Source organism: Bradyrhizobium iriomotense (assembly GCF_018129405.1).
In the GTDB taxonomy this organism is placed as follows: Bacteria; Pseudomonadota; Alphaproteobacteria; order Rhizobiales; family Xanthobacteraceae; genus Bradyrhizobium; species Bradyrhizobium iriomotense_B.
In genome coordinates this window covers 70,697-91,874 of the sequence record NZ_JAFCLP010000008.1, presented here as the reverse complement: position 1 = coordinate 91,874, position 21,178 = coordinate 70,697, and the positions used below count along the sequence as shown (strand labels likewise).

19 protein-coding genes are annotated in these 21,178 nt (G+C 63.7%); 9 read left to right on the top strand and 10 right to left on the bottom strand.

Annotated features, from left to right (window positions below):
• Nucleotides 1-167: 167 nt before the first annotated feature.
• Nucleotides 168-1,130 (top strand): tetratricopeptide repeat protein, encoded by a 963-nt coding sequence (locus JQ592_RS18620; RefSeq protein WP_211404261.1) that lies wholly within the window; start codon nt 168-170, stop codon nt 1,128-1,130.
• A 200-nt stretch (nt 1,131-1,330) separates the two neighbouring features.
• Complete coding sequence (locus JQ592_RS18615; protein WP_211404260.1) at nt 1,331-1,744, top strand: SRPBCC family protein; 414 nt, start codon at nt 1,331-1,333, stop codon at nt 1,742-1,744.
• 245 nt (nt 1,745-1,989) lie between these two features.
• On the opposite strand, the gene JQ592_RS18610 is transcribed toward JQ592_RS18615, so the two are convergent.
• The 4 genes from JQ592_RS18610 to JQ592_RS18595 all read right to left on the bottom strand — a co-directional run bounded on the left by JQ592_RS18610 (nt 1,990) and on the right by JQ592_RS18595 (nt 4,951).
• Nucleotides 1,990-2,784 carry an alpha/beta fold hydrolase gene (locus JQ592_RS18610; protein ID WP_211404259.1) on the bottom strand — a complete coding sequence of 265 codons (795 nt, stop codon included), beginning with the start codon at nt 2,782-2,784 and terminating at the stop codon, nt 1,990-1,992.
• A gap of 274 nt (nt 2,785-3,058) precedes the next feature.
• Entirely contained in the window at nt 3,059-3,772 is a 714-nt protein-coding gene (locus JQ592_RS18605) for a helix-turn-helix transcriptional regulator (protein WP_211404258.1), read from the bottom strand.
• A 107-nt stretch (nt 3,773-3,879) separates the two neighbouring features.
• Nucleotides 3,880-4,260, bottom strand: a complete 381-nt coding sequence (locus JQ592_RS18600) for a nuclear transport factor 2 family protein (protein ID WP_211404257.1) — start codon at nt 4,258-4,260, stop codon at nt 3,880-3,882.
• Between the two features lie 112 nt (nt 4,261-4,372).
• The gene (locus tag JQ592_RS18595; RefSeq protein WP_246820509.1) at nt 4,373-4,951 is read right to left on the bottom strand and encodes a GNAT family N-acetyltransferase; all 579 of its coding nucleotides are present in this window, start codon (nt 4,949-4,951) and stop codon (nt 4,373-4,375) included.
• A gap of 276 nt (nt 4,952-5,227) precedes the next feature.
• Here JQ592_RS18595 and JQ592_RS18590 point away from each other — a divergent pair, with 276 nt between their 5' ends.
• The 3 genes from JQ592_RS18590 to JQ592_RS18580 are packed head-to-tail and all read left to right on the top strand — an operon-like array spanning nt 5,228 to nt 7,714.
• Nucleotides 5,228-5,647 carry a MarR family winged helix-turn-helix transcriptional regulator gene (locus tag JQ592_RS18590; RefSeq protein ID WP_211404256.1) on the top strand — a complete coding sequence of 140 codons (420 nt, stop codon included), beginning with the start codon at nt 5,228-5,230 and terminating at the stop codon, nt 5,645-5,647.
• 27 nt (nt 5,648-5,674) lie between these two features.
• Nucleotides 5,675-6,652 (top strand): Bug family tripartite tricarboxylate transporter substrate binding protein, encoded by a 978-nt coding sequence (locus JQ592_RS18585; RefSeq protein ID WP_211404255.1) that lies wholly within the window; start codon nt 5,675-5,677, stop codon nt 6,650-6,652.
• 18 nt (nt 6,653-6,670) lie between these two features.
• Nucleotides 6,671-7,714 (top strand): acetylserotonin O-methyltransferase, encoded by a 1,044-nt coding sequence (locus tag JQ592_RS18580; RefSeq protein WP_246820508.1) that lies wholly within the window; start codon nt 6,671-6,673, stop codon nt 7,712-7,714.
• A gap of 228 nt (nt 7,715-7,942) precedes the next feature.
• Here the strand turns inward: JQ592_RS18580 and lepA are convergent, their stop codons facing one another.
• Entirely contained in the window at nt 7,943-9,754 is a 1,812-nt protein-coding gene (gene lepA / locus JQ592_RS18575; RefSeq protein ID WP_211404254.1) for a translation elongation factor 4, read from the bottom strand.
• Between the two features lie 114 nt (nt 9,755-9,868).
• On the opposite strand from lepA, the gene JQ592_RS18570 reads away from it, so the two are divergent.
• The gene (locus JQ592_RS18570) at nt 9,869-11,494 is read left to right on the top strand and encodes a glycosyltransferase family 39 protein (RefSeq protein WP_211404253.1); all 1,626 of its coding nucleotides are present in this window, start codon (nt 9,869-9,871) and stop codon (nt 11,492-11,494) included.
• Between the two features lie 94 nt (nt 11,495-11,588).
• Here JQ592_RS18570 and JQ592_RS18565 read toward each other — a convergent pair whose 3' ends face one another.
• From JQ592_RS18565 to JQ592_RS18545, 5 genes are all read right to left on the bottom strand, one after another.
• Nucleotides 11,589-11,906, bottom strand: coding sequence for an HPr family phosphocarrier protein (locus tag JQ592_RS18565; RefSeq protein WP_080140673.1), 318 nt, complete (start codon nt 11,904-11,906; stop codon nt 11,589-11,591).
• A complete protein-coding gene (locus JQ592_RS18560; RefSeq protein ID WP_007597752.1) occupies nt 11,903-12,304 on the bottom strand; it encodes a PTS sugar transporter subunit IIA in 402 nt (133 codons plus the stop codon). The genes JQ592_RS18565 and JQ592_RS18560 overlap by 4 nt, the downstream gene beginning before the upstream one ends.
• Before the next feature lie 208 nt (nt 12,305-12,512).
• Nucleotides 12,513-12,941 (bottom strand): HPr kinase/phosphorylase, encoded by a 429-nt coding sequence (locus tag JQ592_RS18555; protein WP_349630472.1) that lies wholly within the window; start codon nt 12,939-12,941, stop codon nt 12,513-12,515.
• A 17-nt stretch (nt 12,942-12,958) separates the two neighbouring features.
• Nucleotides 12,959-14,755: a sensor histidine kinase gene (locus tag JQ592_RS18550; protein WP_211404251.1), complete on the bottom strand. Its 1,797-nt coding sequence runs from the start codon at nt 14,753-14,755 to the stop codon at nt 12,959-12,961.
• A 119-nt stretch (nt 14,756-14,874) separates the two neighbouring features.
• Nucleotides 14,875-15,576 (bottom strand): response regulator transcription factor, encoded by a 702-nt coding sequence (locus tag JQ592_RS18545; protein ID WP_008542552.1) that lies wholly within the window; start codon nt 15,574-15,576, stop codon nt 14,875-14,877.
• A gap of 241 nt (nt 15,577-15,817) precedes the next feature.
• On the opposite strand from JQ592_RS18545, the gene JQ592_RS18540 reads away from it, so the two are divergent.
• The 3 genes from JQ592_RS18540 (at nt 15,818) to JQ592_RS18530 (ending at nt 21,124) form a co-directional block, all read left to right on the top strand.
• Nucleotides 15,818-16,567: a HugZ family protein gene (locus tag JQ592_RS18540; protein WP_211404250.1), complete on the top strand. Its 750-nt coding sequence runs from the start codon at nt 15,818-15,820 to the stop codon at nt 16,565-16,567.
• Nucleotides 16,568-16,631: 64 nt separating this feature from the next.
• Nucleotides 16,632-19,223, top strand: a complete 2,592-nt coding sequence (locus JQ592_RS18535) for a CHAT domain-containing tetratricopeptide repeat protein (protein ID WP_211404249.1) — start codon at nt 16,632-16,634, stop codon at nt 19,221-19,223.
• Between the two features lie 284 nt (nt 19,224-19,507).
• Complete coding sequence (locus JQ592_RS18530; RefSeq protein ID WP_211404248.1) at nt 19,508-21,124, top strand: phosphoenolpyruvate carboxykinase; 1,617 nt, start codon at nt 19,508-19,510, stop codon at nt 21,122-21,124.
• Nucleotides 21,125-21,178: the final 54 nt, after the last annotated feature.

Here is a 21,178-nt window from a genome sequence, read left to right as displayed (position 1 = left end):
GCCCGCCGACGGCTTACGGCCGCGCTGTCGCGCGGTCGATCGCGCTCGTCCTCCTGGCCGGGACTTCGCGGCTAGGCCGTCGCGTCGCGGCCCGTATTGAACCTGTCCGGCCTCCGGGAGCACCAACGGCGCGTAGGTCCCTGCTATCAGCGACGAGGGAAGGCGCGATGAAGGCCCTGAAAGCATCGATCCGTGTTGCAGTCGCCACGCTTGCCTTGAGCCTGTCGTTCGGCGCGCCATCCTATGCCAAAGAGGATGAGGCGGGCACGCTCACGCGGCAGATGAAGGAGCTTTATCGGGCCGGGAAGTACATGGAAGCGCTGCCACTGGCCCAGAAGTCCCTGGCCCTTCGCGAGAAGGAGTTTGGCCCTGATGACGCGGGCGTCGCGATGCCGCTGAACGACCTCGGCACGATCCATTACAATCTCGGCCAATACGCCGTTGCCGAGCCGCTGTACAAGCGCGCGCTGGCCATCCGGGAAAAGACGCTCGGTCCGGATCATGCGGAAGTCGCAATGGTGCTGAACAATCTGGGCGATCTCTATCGCGCGGAAGGGCGCTACGCGGAAGCAGAGCCGCTGCTGAAGCGATCGATCGCCATCGACGAAAAAGTGCTCGGCGCCGACGATCCGTCGATCGTGTTGCCGCTGAGCAATCTCGGCGCCGTCTATAGCAGCCAGGGCCGATACGATCAGGCCGAGCCGCTGTTCAAGCGGGGACTGGCCGTGCTCCAGAAAGCGCTCGGCCCCGACGATCCCGAAGCCACGGTGCTGATGAACAATTTGGCCGATGCTTACATCAATCGGCATCGCTATGCCGATGCCGAGCGGCTGCTGAAGCGGTCGATGGTGGTGACCGAGAAGGCGTTCGGGCCTGATCATCCCGACATCGCGCAGGCGCTGAACAATCTGGCTGCGCTCTATGCGCGCCAGGGGCGTAATGCCGAAGCCGAGCGGCTGTTCAAGCGGTCGGCGGTCACTTTCGAGAAAACCCTCGGTCCCAACCATCCGGATCTCGCCGGTGTCCTGGAGAACCTCGCCGGTCTCTACAAGGATCAAGGCCGCTATGCCGATGCCCAGCAGGTCCTGAAACGGTCGATGGCCATCCGGGGGAAGACAAGGCCGATCTGACGTCGCCAGCGGGTGGCCAGCAGACATGCTGACGACACTTTTCCAACTTTTTTTGCGCATTGACGGCCGGACCATGTCGGCATGGACCGGTCTCGATCGTCCTTGGGTGGACACGTCGCGGACGTGCCGGAGATGGACCCGGCATACGTGACGTGATGTCGTCGATTCGAGCCGTCAAAGTCGCAACTGGAGCAATACCCATGAGGATCACCGTCGAAACCAGCGTCGCCGCCCCCATCGATCAGGTCTGGCGTGCCTATACGACGCCTGCCGATATCGTGAAGTGGAACGCCGCGTCCGACGACTGGCATACGACCAGGGCGACGGTCGACCTGCGGGACGGCGGCGCCTTCTCCTCGCGCATGGAGGCCAAGGACGGCAGCATGGGCTTTGACTTCGCCGGCACCTACACGAAAATCGTCGAACACAAGCGGATCGAATATGCGTTCGGCGATCGAAAGGCCGAAGTCGAGTTCGACCCCGGTCCGAACGGCATTGTCGTCCGCGTCGTCTTCGACAGCGAACCGACGCACTCGGTCGAGCAGCAGCAAGGCGGCTGGCAGGCGATCCTCGACAATTTTGCGCGGTACGTCCAGGCGAAGAAGAAGACGTAGAACGCGAGCACGGCTTTCGTAGCGTGGGCAAAGGCGCGGAGCGCCGTGCCCACCGCTCTTTCCGACGGCACACAAGCTAGTGGGCACGCTTCCGCCGGTCAGCTCGTAGGATGGGTAGAGCGAAGCGAAACCCATCAAACTCATCCCCACAATCGGGTCGAGCTGACGAGAAGTGAAAGTTCGCCCGGCAGGGTGATGGGTTTCGCAAGAGCTCAACCCATCCTACGAGCTTGATCAGATCGATCTCACGCGGCTTTGGTCAACACGTCCGTCAACCAATCCGGCTCGGCAATCATGACCGAGTGGCCGGACGTCGTGTTTTCGAGGACCGTCCAGGAGCTGTCCGCCCTGCACTCCGCCGCCGCCTTGTCCATGGCAGCCAGCTGGAATTTCGGTAGGCGGATGTAGGTCTTCTTGGCCACCTTTTCGCGCGCTCCCGAGAGCTTGACCGGCTGCAGGAAAGTGCCGACGGGGTGCGGAGTGACCTTCGACAACACCCAGGCAACATCCTTCGGGTCGTTGAATGCAGTCGGAGGAAGCGCTTTGGGAGCCGGACGGCTGATCGCCCCCTCTTCGATCGGGAAGGGGACCAGGTCTCGAAGCGACTGGCCGTCCGCGGGCTTGATGGCATCAACCCAGACGATGGACGACACCCGGCTTCCGATGCGCTCGAGCGCGCCAGATGCCGGACAGCCACCATAGGAATGGGCAACGAGGCAGATGTCCGTCAGGTCCTCCCATTCGACGAGATTGGCGATGTCGGCAATGTGCGTGTCGAGGGTGATGTCCTTGTTCAGAAGGTGCGAGCGTTCCGCCAATCCGGTCAGCGTCAGCGCATACACGCGATGCCCCTGCCTTTGCAGGCGTTCCGTGACGCGATGCCAGGACCAGGCGCCGTAATAGGCTCCGGGAACGAGCACATAGGCTCTCTGGGCCGATTGCGCGCGGGCCGGATCGATGAATGCGCTTGAGGCCAATGCAGAGGCCGAGCCTGCCGCAGCGCCAAGGAGTCTGCGACGCGTGATGCTTGAACGGATCATGAAATAACTCCGCTGGATTGAATGATTGATACTTGAAAAAATGCACGTGCCTGATCGTGCAGGCTCATCCTAGGGAAAATGACGGCCAACGCCAATGTCGCACTTGGGTGTGGAGGCGGTCTTCGAGGACAATTGCCGAGGCCGGTATTTCCAGCCCGTAGGATGGGTAGAGCGGAGCGAAACCCATCAAACCTTATCCTCACATGTAGGATCGAGCTACGCTCGCTTGGGCGATGGGTTTCGCAAGAGCTCAACCCATCCTACGAGCTTCGCGCTATCCTTCAAGCCGTTCAAGGAGTGCCTTACGGCGATCTGCGTCAACTTGCGCCCGCCATTGCTTGACGAGGTCGCGCCGGCGGCCGGGATAGCGTTCGCTCTTGAGCCGGAGCTTTTCGATCCGATCCGCCCGGAAGGAGCGAAAGTCCTTCCTCATTTCGCACCAGCCGGCCAGGACGCGCCGGGAGTCGAAAAAGGCGACGCCAATCGGCCAGATCGTCCGGGTGGTCTTCGCGCCTTTCGGATCGCGATACACGATGGAAAGCTTGTGCTGGTCGCGCATGGCCTGGCGCACAATGCGGAGATCGACGGCCTCAAGCTGCTTCGGCCTGCGCCCGACATGAAAGGCATTGTCGTCGACCTTGTGTCGCAGCTCCGACGGGAGCACGGCGCCGATTTTCGCGAGCGCATTACGCGCTGCCAGCGCGAACTCTTCATCGGTCTGGCGGGATACCCATTGGGCACCGAGTGCCAGCGCCTGGATTTCCTGCTCGGAGAACATCAGCGGGGGCAGGAGAAAGCCGGGCTGCAGGACATAACCAAAGCCCGGCTCGCCCTCGATCTGCGCGCCGAGTGCCTGCAAGTCGGCGATGTCGCGATAGATCGTGCGTAGCGAGACGCCCGCCTCGGTAGCAAGATTGCTGCCCGACACCGGATGACGGTGCCGCCGCAGGATTTGCATGAGGACGAACAGTCGCTGGCTCTTGGACATGCTGCAAATCTAACACCTATCCTGCCAAAGATTGGCAGTCGATTTCCGCTCAGGGCGGGCGGCACGGCTTCGGGCAGCCGCGCCGCTTGATGACCTAGACCGGATTCTTAGCGCGGTTGGACCGTCGCCGCGTAGGCAGAGAACGGAGCCGCGTCGTAGATCACCTCGGTCGACACGATCTTGCCGTCCCTCACCTTGAAGAGTTCCGCAACCATGGCGTTGGCAACCGGATGGGTGTCCGCGTTGTAGACGACTACGGCATGCTGATCGTCGCCGTAGATGGCGAGGAGCGTCACCTTCCGGAGCATGCGGGCAAACCCGTCGTGGAACTCGCGAAACTTCGAGGTCCCGACGATCCGCCCGCGCGGTGATGTGCAAACGATGTCGTCCGCCGAGATGGAGATGACGGTATCGACGTCTTTGCGTGCGATGGCCTCGACATAGGTGTTGGCGATCTGCACTGCCTCGCCGCTGCTTTGGTTATTCATGGTCTTCCTTTCAGTGATTGGTGCACTGAAAAAGACCTAGCGCAGGGCAGTGACAGATTCTGGCAGTAGGAAATCGGCGCTGCCGGGACCTAACCCGGACCTGCCGTCGACTTCATCTGCTAGCAGTTGTATCGAGCATCGTTCTTTGGTGGGACCAGGCCAGACCGACAACGCGGCTAAATCCAATCGCCTCCCAAAACTGCGCTGCAGCCTGATCGCCTGCATGTACAGTCATGGTCGAAACGCTTCCTGCCGCATCGTGCAACAGCGCCATGGCAATGGCGTAGGCAACATTGCGCCGTCTGAACTCGCGATGCACGTAGAACCGTCGCATTCTCCACGTCGGTTGCCCTGTCGGTGCAGGTTCGTCGGTCATCGCGCCGATGCCCGCTAGTCTGCCGCCGAGATAATAGGCGTATGCTGCATGAAAGATGGCGGGAGTCTCTGTTAACTCAGCGGCCAGGCGGGTCATCTGCCGATGGCCATCCGCCATTGCATCCGCCTCCAGGTCAGCGAAGCCGGCCGGCAATTTGTCGACTATTCGTTCAAGTCTAGGGTCCATCACGCCAGGAACCTTATCAGACACGGTCAGAACTGCCTTGGCCGGATACGGATCTCGTGGGACGGCTAGAGTGACTTGTCCGCCGTAGCTCGACAAGCGAAGGCGGAAGCGAAACCCATCAAACTTCATCCTCGCCATCGGATCGAGCTAGCAAGAGTCACGAGATACTGCGTCCGCCTCTCAGGGCGATGGGTTTCGCGAGAGCTCGACCCATCCTGCGAGCTGGCGAATCTGGGCCCAAGTACCGAATACGAGGCCTTGACTCGCCCAATAACTATTGAGATAATAACAATTATGACGATTACAAGAGAGATCATCTCGGCGGACCGGTCGTCCCGGGTCGAGGCGGAAGCGGCTTTCCCGCACTATCGCCGCGTTCCGGCCTACCTGATCCGGCGGCTCCACATGATTTCGACCGCCGTCATTGCGGAGGAGTTCGAAGGCGAGGACATGCCGGTGTCGCAATGGGCGGTGCTGACCATCATCGAGGCCAACCCCGAGATCGATCAGAGCCGCCTCGCGGGCGTCGTCAGCATCGACAAGACGAACACGGGACGTTTGGTGGATGAGCTCGAAGCGAAGGGCCTAGTCGAACGGCGCGTCAATGAGGCTGATCGGCGGGTATGGATGCTTCGCTGCACCCCGCTTGGGCACAAGGTCCGAAAGCGGTTGCGCCCGCGCGCCCTCGCGACGCAGGAAATGCTGCTGTCGTGCCTCGAGCCGGCAGAACGAGAGCTGTTTATCGATTTGATGTCGCGCGTGGTTACGGCGAACGAAAAATACGCCCGGCCCGGAGCCGGCCGCCGGAAACCAAAATCACGTTAGAGCGGGAACACTCCCGAAGGAGCACGCATGAGCATCTTCAGTCGCTCCGTTGCTATCGTCGGTTTTCTCCTCGGTCTCACCTCTTGCTGCGGTTCTGCGGTCTTTGCCGCCGACTGGCCGCATCGCACCGTCCGTTTGATCGCACCCGTGCCGGCGGGGACGGCAGCGGATTTAAGCGCGAGGCTCTTCGCGGAGCAACTGTCCCGTCGCTGGAGTCAGGCCGTGATCGTAGAGAACCGGCCGGGAGCAGATGGAGTCATCGGCGTTTCCGCCTTTCTCGGAGCCGACGATGATCACATGCTGCTGTGTGCCATCTCGGCGGTCGTCACCGTTCATCCGATCACGAATGCGAAGCTGCCCTATGATCCGGTCCGCGAGCTGGTCCCGATCGCCCCGACTTCGGACGTCGTGCTGGCGATAGCGGCGCCAGCCAAAAGCCCAATCGGCTCGCTCGGCGGGCTGGTGCAAGCAGCGCTCGCCCAGCCCGGCAAGCTGAACTGGGCCAGTTCGCCCGGTCTTCCTCCGTTCGTCGTCGGAGGGTTCTTCAAGAATGCGAAGCTGGATCTCACCCTGGTGCCCTATCGGGAGCTTGCCCCGGTTCTTCAGGATCTCGGCGAAGGCCGCATCGACATCTATGTCGGTTCGCTGGGTGTCATCATGCCGCAGGTGCACTCGGGCCGCGCGCGCCTCCTTGCGATCGCGGGCGAGGCACGGGCGCCGCTTGCTCCCGATGTGCCTACGGTCATCGAAGCCGGATTCCCCGCGCTTCGCATGGAGGGCGTGGTTGGATTCTTCGGAAAGCGCGGCATGCCCGACGCGATGCGCGACCGGATTGCATCGGATGTCAGCGCGATCGCGAACGAACCTGACATCCGCGAAAAACTGGCCGCAGTCGGGCAGGCGGCTCGTTCCGGAAACGCCGCCGACTTCGCCGCTCTGCTGAATGAATACCATCGACGCCTGACGGGGCTGGCGAAAGCAATCGATTACCAGGTGTCGCAGTGACCGGGCGCGACGCCGTCCTTGCAGCAATTTGACGTTTCATTCATGGAGGACCGGCAAGTGACATCCAATCCTCGACTGGATCTGCTCGGCCTCATCAATGGTTTTCAAATCACGCAGGCCATTCATGTCGCCTCAGTCCTGCGCGTAGCGGATCATCTGAAGGATGGCGCGCGTCGGATCGATGAGCTCGCAATCCTGACAAAGAGCCATGCCGATTCCCTGTACAGGCTGCTGCGCGCGCTCGCTGCAATAGGGGTGTTTCACGAGGGCGAAGACAGGGCGTTTGCGCTGACTCCGATGGGTGATTGTTTGCGCACGGATTCGGCGGCATCGATTGGCGCGTGGGCGGAAGTCGTGGGAGCTCCGTATTACTGGCAGGCCTGGGGCCATCTCTTGCACAGTGTCGAAACCGGCGAGAACGCATTCAAGAGCCTGAATGGCCAGGGCGTATGGCAGTTCCGCGCCGAGCATCCCGAGCATGGCGCAACGTTCGACCGGGCCATGACCGAACATTCGCGCGGCAGCGCCGAGGCCGTAATCCGCGCGTACGATTTCTCCCCGTTCGGCCATGTCGTGGATGTGGGCGGCGGGCAAGGCCTGTTGTTGTCCGCCATCCTGCGCGCTCACCCCCGCGTCCGCGGCACCTTATTCGATCAGCCCACCGTGGTGACGAGAGCAAGGGCCGTATTGACGGAAAGCGGCGTCATCGAACGATGCGACATCGTGGGTGGCAGTTTCTTCGAAGCGGTTCCCGGTGGCGGCGATGCCTATGTGATGCGGGTCGTCATCCACGATTGGGAGGACGAAGAAGCAGTCGCAATATTGAAGGCGTGTCGGCGTGCGATGGGACAGACTGCAAAGCTGCTTCTCATCGAGCGGCTCGTCGCACCACCAAACGAGATGCCCGCAACCAAGTTCAGCGATCTGAATATGCTGGTGTCGCCAGGCGGGCGAGAGCGAACGCGCGAGGAATTTTCAGATCTCTTCGCCAGATCCGGCTTCGCGTTGACGGCGGTTTTGCCGGCCGGCCTGCACAACGTGATCGAGGCTCAACCGCTCTAAGCGCCCGGATCATCGTGGACCCTGCATCGGATAGATGCCAGCGTCACAGACGGCGCGATGATGCCATCATGCCCCTGTTTTGCCCGACGGGTCAAGTCTATTTCGCTAAATCAGAATTCAGAAAAATCGTAGTTCTATTAAAGGGCCGGCTACTGTGCATGGGGTTGTTTTCGCACTTTTTTGTTTACCGGCCCCGGAGACCGGGCCGGCTCGCCCCAAGTCCCTGCCTCAGCTGTCCACCTTCAGCGCGGCAATAAAAGCTTCCTGCGGGATGTCGACCTTGCCGAACTGCCGCATCTTCTTCTTGCCTTCCTTCTGCTTCTCCAGAAGTTTGCGTTTGCGCGTGATGTCGCCGCCATAGCACTTGGCGGTGACGTCCTTGCGCAGCGCGCGCACGGTCTCGCGGGCGATCACCTTGCCGCCGATCGCCGCCTGGATCGGAATCTGGAACATGTGCGGCGGGATCAGCTCCTTCATCTTCTCGACCATGGCGCGGCCGCGCCCCTCGGCGCGGGTGCGGTGGACCAGCATCGAGAGCGCGTCGACCGGTTCGGCGTTGACCAGGATCTGCATCTTGACGAGATCGGCCGGCTTGTAGTCGGTGAGATGATAGTCGAAGGAGGCGTAGCCCTTGGAGACCGACTTCAGGCGGTCGTAGAAGTCGAACACGACCTCGTTGAGCGGCAGATCGTATTTCACCATGGCGCGGGCGCCGACGTAAGTGAGCTCCTTCTGCGAGCCGCGGCGGTCCTGGCACAGCTTCAGCACGCTGCCGAGATATTCGTCGGGGGTGAGGATCGTCGCCTCGATCCAGGGCTCCTGGATCTCCTCGATCTTCACCACGTCGGGCATGTCGACGGGATTGTGGATCTCGAGCTCGGTGCCGTCGGTGAGCTTCATCTTGTAGATGACGCTCGGTGCGGTCGCGATCAGGTTGAGGTCGAACTCGCGCGACAGCCGCTCCTGAATGATTTCCAGATGCAAGAGACCGAGGAAGCCGCAGCGGAAGCCGAAACCGAGCGCGGCGGAGGTTTCCATCTCGAAGGAGAAGCTGGCGTCGTTGAGGCGCAGCTTGCCCATCGCGGCGCGCAGCGTCTCGAAGTCATCGGCGTCGACCGGGAACAGCCCGCAGAACACCACGGGGATCGCCGGCTTGAAGCCCGGCAGCATGTCCGCCACCGGCTTCCTGTCGTCGGTGATGGTGTCGCCGACGCGGGTGTCGGCGACTTCCTTGATCGCGGCGGTGATGAAGCCGATCTCGCCGGGGCCGAGCTCGTCGACCTGCTGCATCTTCGGCGTGAAGAAGCCGACGCGCTCGACGTCGTAGGCCGCGCCGGTGCCCATCATGCGCACGCGCTGGCCCTTCTTCATGGTGCCGTCGACGATGCGCACCAGCACGACGACGCCGAGATAGACGTCGTACCAGCTGTCGACCAGCAGCGCCTTCAGCGTCGCGTCGCGATCGCCCTTTGGCGGCGGCAGGCGGGTGACGATGGCTTCCAGCACATCGGGAATGCCAAGGCCGGTCTTGGCCGAGATCATCACCGCATCGGACGCGTCGATGCCGATCACGTCCTCGATCTGCTGCTTGACCTTCTCGGGCTCGGCCGCGGGCAGGTCGACCTTGTTCAGGACGGGCACGATCTCGTGATTGTTGTCGAGCGCCTGGTAGACGTTGGCGAGCGTCTGCGCTTCGACGCCCTGGCTGGCGTCGACCACCAGGAGGGAACCCTCGCAGGCCGCCAGCGACCGCGAGACTTCGTAGGCGAAGTCGACATGGCCGGGCGTGTCCATCAGATTGAAGATGTAATCCTTGCCGTCCTTGGCGCGGTACGAGAGGCGCACCGTCTGCGCCTTGATGGTGATGCCGCGCTCGCGCTCGATGTCCATGGAATCGAGCACCTGCTCCTTGCCCGCCATCTCGCGGTCGGAGAGGCCGCCGGTCATCTGGATCAGGCGGTCGGCCAGCGTCGATTTACCATGGTCGATATGGGCGACGATGGAGAAATTGCGGATGTTGGAAATGGGGACGGTCGTCATGGGCGCGGGATACCACTCACATCCCCGTGCGGCAACCATATTGCTGTATTTTCAGGGCCTTTCTTCACGGCAAGCTGATTCCACGGCAGGCCAAAACGCGCTAGCAAACGGGCCATGTCGACCACCTCGATCCCCTCCGCCAGAACGCGGGCGAAGACCCGCTTGAGTTACAACCGTTTCCGGGCCTGGCTGGTCGCCTGCGCGACCCGGCCCGAGGCGCGGCTGTGGCTGGTGATCCAGGTCGCGGCCTTGCATGCCGTGCTCTGGACCTTCATCCTGATCAATCTGAAGGCGGCGCAGGACGTTCACATGGACGTCGCAGAAGCCTGGGGCTGGGGCCAGAAATTCCTGTGGGGCTATGGCAAGCACCCGCCGCTGTCGGGCTGGGTCGCCGGCCTCTGGTTCAGAGTGTTCCCGGCGACGGACTGGGCGACCTATGCGCTGGCAATGGCGACCGTCGGCGTCGGCATGGTGATCTGCTGGCTGCTGAGCTTGCGCGTGGTGGATGCGCGGCGCGCGTTCCTGGTCGTGGTGATGATCGCGCTCTATCCGATCTTCAATTTCAAGGGCTTCAAGTACAACCCCGACCTGCTCCAGCTCGTCACGCTGCCGCTGCTGGTGCTCGCTTATCTCAACGCCTTCGAGAAGCGGACATGGCAATCGGGCATTTGGCTCGGCCTTGCCGGCGCGCTGGCGCTGATGACGAAATACTGGGTGCTGACCATGATCGGCGCCATCGGCCTTGCCGCGTTGATCCATCCGGAGCGGATGAAGTTCCTGACGTCGCCGGCGCCGTGGGTGGCGATCGCGACGATGCTGGCGGCGATGATCCCGCACATCGTCTGGCTGGCGGAGGCGCATTTCGTGCCGCTGGCCTATGCCGGCGACACCTACAGCCTCGATGACAGCCGTCTCGTGCATCAGCTCGTGGCCGGCTATGCCTTGCATAATGTCGCGTTGCTGGCGCTGCCGGTGGCGCTGGCCGCGCTCGCCATGGCGTGGGTGCCGCCGTGGCTCAAGCTGCTGCTGCGCGCGCCTTCGCGCATCGTCACGCGCGCCTGGGCGCGCGGCGCCAATCCGGGCGTCAATGTTGCGCAGGCGCTGAACGTCTGGATCGTCCAGATCATCGTCGCGGTCGGCCCGCCGCTCGGCGCGCTGGCCTTCAGCATCTACATGAAGACCGACTGGGGCATCTCGCTGTTCTTCCTGGTGCCCTTAGCGCTGGTCGCGATCCCCGCGCTGCGCGTGCAGAGCGCTGTGCTGTTCAACATCGCCGCGATCTGGCTCGTGCTCAGCGTTGCCACGCTTGCCGCATCGCCCTGGATCGCCGCGCGCGAGATGGCCGCCAATGCCGGCAACGCACAGATCTATGGCGCGCGCTCGGAGCTCGCGCGCGAATTGACGGAAGGCTGGCACACCCGCTTCGGCTCGCGCTGGGCCGTCGTCGCCGGCACGATGGAACAGATCCAGCCGCTGGTGTTCTACAGCCCGGATCATCCGTCCGCGCTGCTGCCGTTAGAGGCCTGGGATTCCGGGCTGACCTCGCGTGACGACGCCAAAAAGTACGGCTTCATCGGCGTGTTCGATCCAACCGACGGCCGCCTGCCGGCGTTCGAGAAATGGGTGTCGGAAGTCGCGCCGAACGCCGAGCGCATCGTGATGACCACGCGCCGCTTCACCCACGGCAAGGCCGGCCCGTCGATGAGCTGGAACATCTACATCGCGCCGCCGGGGAAATAAGGTTGTTGTCGTTCCGGGGCACGCGAAGCGTGAACCCGGAGCCTCGAGATTCCGGGTCTGGTGCTTTCGCACCATCCCGGAATGACGGTGAGGGTTAAACCCCTTCCTCGTTGAACTTGCTTTCAACGAGCTCGGTGATCGCCGCAAGCGCAGCTTCCGCATCATCGCCTGCCGCCGCTACCGTGATCGTCGTGCCAGGACCCGCAGCGAGCATCATCAGGCCCATGATCGAGGTGCCGCCGACGGTCTCGCCGCCGCGCGTCACCCACACTTGCGCGTTGAAGCGCTCGACCGCCTGGACGAATTTCGCCGAAGCGCGCGCATGCAGGCCGCGCTTGTTGATGATCAGGAGCTCCTTGGAGATCGCGCCCGCGGGCACGCCTGCCGCCGCTTGTGGCGCGTCGTCGCTCATTTGCCGGCGAGCACGCGGCTGGCGATGGTGACGTATTTGCGGCCCGCTTCCTGCGCCATCGCGATCGCGTCCGGCAATGGACGCTCCTCGCGCACCTTGGCGAGCTTCACCAGCATGGGCAGGTTGATGCCCGCGAGCACTTCGACCTTGGGCCGGCTCATGCAGGATATCGCGAGGTTCGACGGCGTGCCGCCGAACATGTCGGTGAGGATCGCAACGCCGTCGCCGGAATCGACGCGGTTAACCGCCTCGATGATGTCGCTTCGGCAGAGATCGGAATCATCTTCGGCGCCGATCGTGATCGCTTCGATTTGCTTTTGTGGGCCCATGACGTGTTCAAGCGCCGCCTTGAATTCGTCGGCAAGGCGCCCGTGGGTCACAAGTACTAGACCAATCATCGGAAAACTCCTCGCGGGCGCTTTTGGTGCACCGCACGAACGCGCCACTTTGACCATCCAGAGCCCCTGCGCAAGAGGGGATGTTGCGTATCTCCCTGAATCTATACGGATGGATGAGGGGAGCTGCGCCGGTCTACTCGGTCGCGATAGTGGGGTTCATATGGTTACCATTTCCCTTCAAACAATTGCCTGAGGGCTTAGCAGAAGGTTAACTCTTGGTAGTGGTCAAGGCTGCGACAACCAAGGGGAGGGGCGAATAGTCGCGGCTGACCGGGATTCGCGGTATTTCGACACCGAAAATGCTTGTTTTCAGGGATTCGGCTGCAGGAAGCCGTTCCGCGTCTTGAGCGTCCAGATCGACCACGAGGCCGACGGTCGCATGCTCCACGAAGTCGCAGCGGCGGATTCCGAGGCCGCGAATTTCGATCAGGCCGGCCAGAACAGGCGCGGGACGCACCTCAATTTCGTTGCCGACTGTCGCCAGATGGACACGGTCATCACCGACCAGAACGGCCCTTTCGAGCACGCCTGACCGTCCCGCCATGATCAAATCGAAGGCAAGGCGCGATTTGCCGGAGCCCGAGGGACCGCGGATCAACACTGCGATCTGTCCGACCTTGACGGCGGTGGCGTGCACGCTGGGCCCGCCCTCGCTCATAGCGCCGGCAGCCTCACCACGAAGCGCGCACCGGCAATTGTCGGGACGCCCTCGTCGTCCGGCGGGCCTGCGCGATTCTCCGCCCAGATACGCCCGCCATGAGCGTCGACGATCTGCTTGGAGATGGAGAGCCCGAGGCCGGAGTTCTGGCCGAAGCCCTGATGCGGACGGTCGGTGTAGAAGCGCTCGAAGATGCGCTCCAGTGCGTCGTCGCGGATGCCGGGGCCGTCGTCGTCGACCACGATCTCGATTTCACCGCGGACGCGGCGGCAGGTGAGGCGCACCTTGCTGCCGGCTTCCGAGAACGACTGCGCGTTGGAGAGCAGGTTGGAGACCACCTGTCCCAGTCGCGAGTCGTGGCCGGTCACCGCGAACGTGTCGGTCGGCCCGCGGCCCTCGAAGCGTGCCTCGACCGCGACGTCGTGGCCGAGCTTGGTTTCGTTGGCGACGGAGACCAGCGTGCCGAGCAGGCGCCTGAGATCGACAGGGATCGCATCCTGACGCTGCAACTCGGCATCGAGACGGCTGGCGTCGGAGATGTCGGAGATCAGGCGGTCGAGCCGCTTGACGTCGTGCTCGATCACCTCGAGCAGGCGCGCGCGGCTGTTCTCGTTGCGCGCCAGCGGCAACGTCTCGACTGCGGAGCGCAGCGAGGTCAGCGGGTTCTTCAATTCATGGGCGACGTCGGCGGCGAACATCTCGATCGCCTCGATGCGGCTGTAGAGCGCGTTGGTCATGTCGCGCAACGCGCCGGACAGATGCCCGATCTCGTCGCGGCGGCGGGTGAAGTCGGGGATCTCGACGCGGGTCTTGATGCGGCGGCGGACGCGCTCGGCGCTGTCGGCGAGCCGGCGCACGGGACCGGCGATCGTGCTGGCGAGCAATAGCGACAGCATGATCATGACCGCGGCAGCGACGCCGCCGACCTTCAGGATGGCGAGGCGCTCGGCGGTCACCATCTGGTCGATGTCGTCGCCCTGCGTGGACAGCATCAGCGCGCCGTGGATGGCGCGCGAGCGCAGCACGGGCACGGCCACCGAGACGATCACCTCGCCGCGCGCATTGACCCGCACCATCGAGCGCTTCTGGCCCTGCAGCGCATCGCCGACTTCCGCATAGCCATTGCCGTTCTCGGGTCCGAGCTCGCGGTAGAGCGGCAGGTCGCCGCGGTTCAGCCAGGTGCGTACCGCGACCATGCCGCGCTCGACCATGCCAGGTTTCTCGGCGGGCGGCGGCAGGTTGTAGCGCAGCACGTTTTCGAGGTTGCGGCTGTCGACCAACAGGCTGCCGTTCGGATCGTAGATGCGCGCGCGCGTCTTGGTCGGCGAAATCAGCGTGCGCAGCACCGGTGCGACGCGCTCCGGATTGATCGGGAAATCCAGCGGCGAATAGTCGTCCGAGCCGCCATAGGTCTCGCCCGGCTTGAGGTCGAGCAGCCGATCGGGGTCGATGGTGATGGCATTGGTCTGCACGGTCGCGGAGGCCGCAATGGCGCCGGCGATGATCTCGGCCTGCACCAGGAGGCTCTGCGCGCGCGCGTCGATCAGGCCGGCGCGGAATTGCGACAGATAGAGGATGCTGGCAACCAGCGCGACGAGGCCGGCGAGATTGAGCGAGACGATGCGGCGGGTCAGGCTCGAGAAGGACAGCGCGAAGAAGAACTGTCCGGCGCGCTTGAGCCAGTTCAGCGGCCGCCAGCCCTGCGGCTTGTCTTCGACGACGTGTTCCGGAGCGCCGTCGGATGCGATATCCCCGGCGCTCTGGTTCGTGTCAGGCTGCGTTCGGTCCAGCAATGCTTATGCCCGCGTTAGGACAGCTCGTGGCAATGGTCCCCGCATCCTAGAGCCATCCCGGTCGTGATGGAATCAGAACCGGCGATGCTCTCAGTCCTTCGTGAAGGCGCCTGCCGCCCTCAGGCTTCCTTGAAACGGTAGCCGACGCCGTAGAGCGTCTCGATCATCTCGAACTCGTTGTCGACGACCTTGAACTTCTTGCGCAGCCGCTTGATGTGGCTGTCGATGGTGCGGTCGTCGACATAGACCTGATCGTCATAGGCGGCGTCCATCAGAGCGTTGCGGCTCTTCACCACGCCGGGCCGGGTCGCGAGCGCCTGCAGGATCAGGAATTCGGTGACGGTCAGCGTCACCGGCTCGTTCTTCCAGGTGCAGGTATGGCGTTCCGGATCCATGCGCAGCAGGCCGCGGTCGAGCGCCTTGGCGTCGTTCTCCTTCGGCGCGACGGTCGGGTCCTTCGGCGCCGAGCGGCGCAGCACGGCCTTGACGCGCTCGACCAAAAGGCGCTGCGAGAACGGTTTGCGGATGAAGTCGTCGGCGCCCATCTTGAGGCCGAACAGCTCGTCGATCTCTTCGTCCTTGGAGGTCAGGAAGATCACCGGCAGGTCGGATTTCTGCCTGAGGCGACGCAGCGTCTCCATGCCGTCCATGCGCGGCATCTTGATGTCGAGGATGGCGAGGTCGGGCTGGGTGGTGCGGAAACCGTCAAGCGCGGAAGCGCCGTCGGTGTAGGTCATGATGCGGTAGCCTTCGGCTTCCAGCGCGATCGAGACGGATGTGAGAATGTTGCGGTCGTCGTCGACCAAAGCGATTGTGGGCATGAGCCTCTGCTTTCTGCTTTCCGTTTGGGTCGTGGCTTGAAACGGCGAGCAATCCAGTGATGCGCCGCATACATGGGTGCCGAAGTTGGCATTCGAACCTTGTCACCGAGCAATGCAAGCTGGGCTGAAGTGTGACCAAGTTCCGCGAAACACGGCAGATTCGCCGCATCTCGTCCCATAACCGGGCCCCCGTTTACCCGAAAAAAGGCCCCCCATGCAACCACCTGACCCGAGAAAGCCGATGCAACCGACCCCCGATTTCGACCCCGCAAAGCTCGCCAAATCGCTGCTGAGGCGGTCGCGGCAGGGCGCTCTCGCAACGTTGATGGTGGGTTCCGGCGATCCCTATTGTTCCCTGGTCAATCTGGCGAGCCACCCGGATGGCTCGCCCGTCTTGCTGATCTCGGGGCTGGCCGTGCACACCAGGAACATCCTCGCCGATCCCCGGGTCTCCCTGATGCTGGACGAACGTGCGTCCGGCGATCCCCTGGAAGGGGCCCGGATCATGCTGTCCGGGCGGGCGGAACAGGCCGGGGAGGAGAGGGAGCTGCTCCAACGACGGTATTTGGGTGCCCATCCGTCGGCGGAAGCCTTTGTTTCGTTTAAGGACTTTTCGTTCTTCCGGATCCGCCCCACGGGCACCCATCTGGTCGCCGGCTTCGGCCGGATCGTCGACCTCAAGCCCGAGCAATTCCTCACCGACCTCAGCGGAGCCGAGGACCTGCTGGCGGCCGAGGAGGGCGCCGTGGAGCACATGAATGCCGACCACCGCGACGCCATGAACCTCTATGCGACCAGGCTGCTGGGCGCGCCCGCCGGTGACTGGCGCTGCACCGGCTGCGACCCCGAAGGCCTCGACATGCAGGACGGCCAGACCGCGTTGCGGCTGGACTTCCCCGAGCGGGTGACTGACGGCACGGCACTGCGCAAGATGCTGGTCCGCCTCGCTGGCGAGGCGCGCAAGACGATGGACCAGAGCGCAAGCCTTTGAACGCTGCCGCCCATCGCCGCGACCCAAGACCGTGATGGTTTTCGGGCTCGCAGCGAGAGGGATCATGGCGCGTCATCGTCTGGCATTGGCCGCGGGCCTTGGGCTTGCGATCACCATGTTGCTTGCCACTCCCGCCCTGGCCCAGAAGGGCGATCTCGCCGCGCAGGGCGCGCGGATCAACGCGCTCATCAGTGCCGGCAAGTATCCGGAAGCTCTGCCGCTCGCGCAGGCGATGGTCGCGCGCCTGGAGAGTGACAACGGCCGCGAGCTTTCCGCCGCGCTGAACAATCTCGGCCAGGTCTATGCCGGCCAGGGCCGCGACGATCTGGCGGAGCCGGTCTACAAGCGCGCCATCGCGCTGATGGAGAAGGCGCTCGGTCTCGACACCGTCTTGATCGCACCGGAGCTGAGCAATCTCGCCGCCCTGTATCAGCGGCAGGGCCGCTTCGCTGAAGCCGAGCCGCTGTTCAAGCGCGCGCTTGCCGTCAGCGAAAGGAGCCTGTCGCGCGAGCATCCCGATGTCGGCCGGGCCCTCAACAATCTCGCCACGCTCTACGTGAAGCAGGAGCATTTTGCCGACGCCGAGCCGCTGTTCCAGCGGGCGCTCGCGATCTATCAGAAGGCCGCAGGTCCAGAGCATCCCGCGGTCGCCACCGTCCTGAACAACATCGGCCAGGTCGATCGCGACCTCAATCGCGATGCCGATGCCGAGGCGCCGATCAAGCGCTCGCTCGCGATCCGCGAGAAGGTGCTGGGAGCGGACCATCCGGATGTCGCGCGCTCGCTGAACAATCTCGCCGGGCTCTACGAGCACCAGCAGCGCTATGCGGATGCCGAGCCGCTGTATCGCCGCGCGCTGGCGATCCGCGAGCGTGCGCTTGGGCCGGACCATCCGGACACCCTGACCTCGACCGGCAATCTCGCCTATTTCCTCTACGTCTCCGGGCGCACCGCCGATGCGCTGCCGCTGGCGGAAAGGACGCTTGCCAGCGGTCGCGCGCAGCTGCGCGTGGTGCTGCCGATCCTGTTCTCCGCACGGCAGCAGCATCTCCTGCCCGAAGACAAGGCGCTGAACGAGGCGCTCGCCGCGATCCAGCGCGGCACGCAATCCTCCGCAGCATCGGCCGTCAACAAGCTCGCGGTGCGGCTTGCCGCCGGCAGCGACCGGCTGGCCGAGCTCGTGCGCAAGGACCAGGATCTCGGAGCCGAGGCCGAGGCGCTCGACAAGGCGATCATCACGGCGGTGTCCAAGCAAGCCGGGCAACGCGATGTCGCGGCCGAGCAGCGCAGCCGCGCGCGGATCGCGGCGATCGCGAGCGAGCGTGCAGGCCTGCAGAAGACGCTCGCCGTCGAATTTCCTGACTATGCTTCGCTCTCCAACCCGCTGCCGCTCGCGGTGAAGGACATCCAGCCGCTATTGTCGGCCGATGAAGCGATGACGATCTATTCGGTCGTTGACAAGCAGAGCTACGTCATCGCGATCACGCGCGAGGGCGTGGACTGGAAGCAGGTTCCGCTCGGCGCGGACGCGCTGACGCAGAAGGTGTCCGCTTTCCGCAAGGGGCTCGACGTCGGCAAGGCGCGCGATGCCTCCGGCAAGTCGGGCCTGTTCGATCTTGCGCTCGCCCATGAGCTCTACACCGCGCTGCTCGGGCCGGTCGAGGCGCTGACGAAAGACAAGCGCAGCCTTCTGGTGGTGCCGTCAGCGGCGCTGACCGCGTTGCCGTTTCATCTGCTCGTCACCGAGACGCCGCAAGCTGCGATCCCGGACAAGCTCGAAGGCTATCGCAACGCCGCCTGGCTGTTGCGGCGTCAGGCCGTCTCCGTGCTGCCGTCGGTGATCAGCCTGAAATCGCTGCGCGCCTTTGCGCGCCGGGATCAAGGCGTCAAGCCGATGACCGGCTTTGGCGATCCCGTGTTCAACCCTGCAGCCGAGGGGCCGGCCGACCGGCGCGCTGCGGGCGGCAAGGTTGCCGCGCGCAGCATCGCGACGATGGCCTATACCGACTTCTGGCGCGGCGCCGGTGTCGATCGCGCGCAGCTTGCGAAAGCGCTGCCGCAATTGCCCGACACCGCCGACGAGCTGAATGCGGTCGCGAAGGACGTCGGAGCCGGCGAGGTCGACATCCATCTCGGCCGCGATGCCAGCGAAACGACGCTCAAGCGTGCAGCGCTTGCTCAATACAGCATCATCTACTTCGCCACTCACGGTCTTGTTGCAGGCGACGTCAAGGGACTGGGTGAGCCGTCGCTCGCACTCTCCATTCCCGATCAGCCTTCCGACATCGACGACGGCCTGTTGACCGCGAGCGAAGTCGCCCAGCTCAAGCTCAATGCGGATTGGGTTGTGCTGTCGGCCTGCAACACCATTGCCGGCGACAAGCCCGGTGCGGAGGCGTTGTCCGGGCTGGCACGCTCGTTCTTCTACGCCGGCGCCCGCGCGCTGCTGGTCTCGCATTGGGCAGTGGATTCGGAAGCTGCCACGCGCTTGACCACATCGACTTTCGCGCTGCTCAAAAACGAACCAAAAATCGGTCGTGCCGAAGCTTTGCGCCGCGCCATGTTGACGTACGTTGATGACGCTTCTTCACCGCGCAATGCATATCCCGCGCTGTGGGGTCCGTTCGCGCTCATCGGCGAAGGCGAGGTACGATAGGCCGCATCGGCGATTGTGCGTCGCAATAACCCGATGTAACGGCGAAACGCCCATTTGGTTGCGCGATCATCTGCGATTTTTTGATGCGCCTGCTCAGAGCTGACATGCGCGACGTTTGGCGCGGTCCTTGAATAAACCAAATCCTGCGGGATCAGCTTGGCAACGCCAGCGTTCATCAGTATTAGGTCGTCCAGCCGAGGCCGGATGGCCTACTATTCACGGTGACCGCGATGGTGCCAAAGTTTGGTCGCGCTGAGTGTCGCGGGTTCTAGGAGGATTTTTTCGTGCAAGAGACGGGCGTGCGCAACGGTGCCTTCGGCGCCGACAAATTCGGCTTAAAGAATCTCAAGCAAGTTCACTGGAACCTGGGTGCGCCGCAACTCTATCAATACTCGCTCTCCGCGGGCGAGGCGGTGCTGTCTGCTGACGGAGCGCTCTGCGCCGACACCGGGGAGTTCACCGGCCGCAGCCCCAAGGACAAGTTCACGGTGCGTGACGCCTCCACCGACAAGAAGATGTGGTGGGCCGGCAACCAGTCGATCACCGCGGAGCAGTTCGAGGCGCTCTATCAGGACTTCCTCAAGCACGCCGAAGGCAAGTCGCTGTTCGCGCAGGACCTCTATGGCGGCGCCGATCCTGCCTACCGGATCAAGACGCGCGTCTTCACCGAGCTCGCCTGGCATTCGCTGTTCATCCGCACGCTCTTGATCCGCCCCGAGGCGATCGAGGTATCGACCTTCGTGCCGGAGCTCACCATCATCGACATGCCGAGCTTCCGCGCCGATCCGAAGCGCCATGGCGTCCGCTCGGAGAACGTCGTCGCGATCGACTTCGCCCGCAAGATCGTGCTGATCGGCGGCTCCTACTACGCGGGCGAGATGAAGAAGTCGGTCTTCACCACGCTGAACTATTACCTGCCCGAGCGCGGCGTGATGCCGATGCACTGCTCGGCCAATGTCGGCGCAGGCGGCGATACCGCGATCTTCTTCGGGCTATCAGGCACCGGCAAGACCACGCTGTCGGCCGATCCCAACCGCACGCTGATCGGTGACGACGAGCACGGCTGGGGCCCGAACGGCGTCTTCAATTTCGAGGGCGGCTGCTACGCCAAGTGCATCAAGCTGTCGCAGGAAGCCGAGCCGCAGATCTATGCGGCCTCGACCCGCTTCGGCGCCGTGCTCGAGAACTGCGTGCTCGACGAGGACACCCGCGTGGTGGATTTCGACGACGGCTCGAAGACGGAGAACACGCGCTCTGCATATCCGCTCGACTTCATCCCGAACGCCTCGCGCACCGGCCGCGCGCCGCAGCCGAAGAACGTGGTGATGCTCGCCGCCGACGCCTTCGGCGTGTTGCCGCCGATCGCAAAGCTGTCGCCGGCGCAGGCGATGTATCACTTCCTGTCCGGCTACACCGCCAAGGTCGCCGGCACCGAGCGCGGCCTCGGCAACGAGCCGCAGCCGGAATTCTCGACCTGCTTCGGCTCGCCCTTCCTGCCGCTCGACCCCAGCGTCTACGGCAACATGCTGCGCGACCTCATCGCCCAGCACAATGTCGATTGCTGGCTGGTCAACACCGGCTGGACCGGTGGCAAGTACGGCACAGGCTCGCGTATGCCGATCAAGGTGACCCGCGCTCTGCTCACCGCGGCGCTCGACGGCTCGCTTCGCAACGTGGAATTCCGCACCGACAAATATTTCGGCTTCGCGGTCCCGACCGCGCTGCCGGGCGTGCCGGCCGAGATCCTCAACCCGGTCAACACCTGGAAGGACAAGGACGAGTTCGACAAGACCGCCCGCGCGCTTGTCGGCATGTTCCAGAAGAACTTCGCCAAGTTCGAAGCCCAGGTCGACGCCGAGGTGCGCGCGGCGGCTCCGGACGTGAAGCTGGCGGCGGAGTAGGCTCTCGCTCTGTCTTCAATGCAAAAGGGCGGCCGTGAGGCCGCCCTTTTTGTT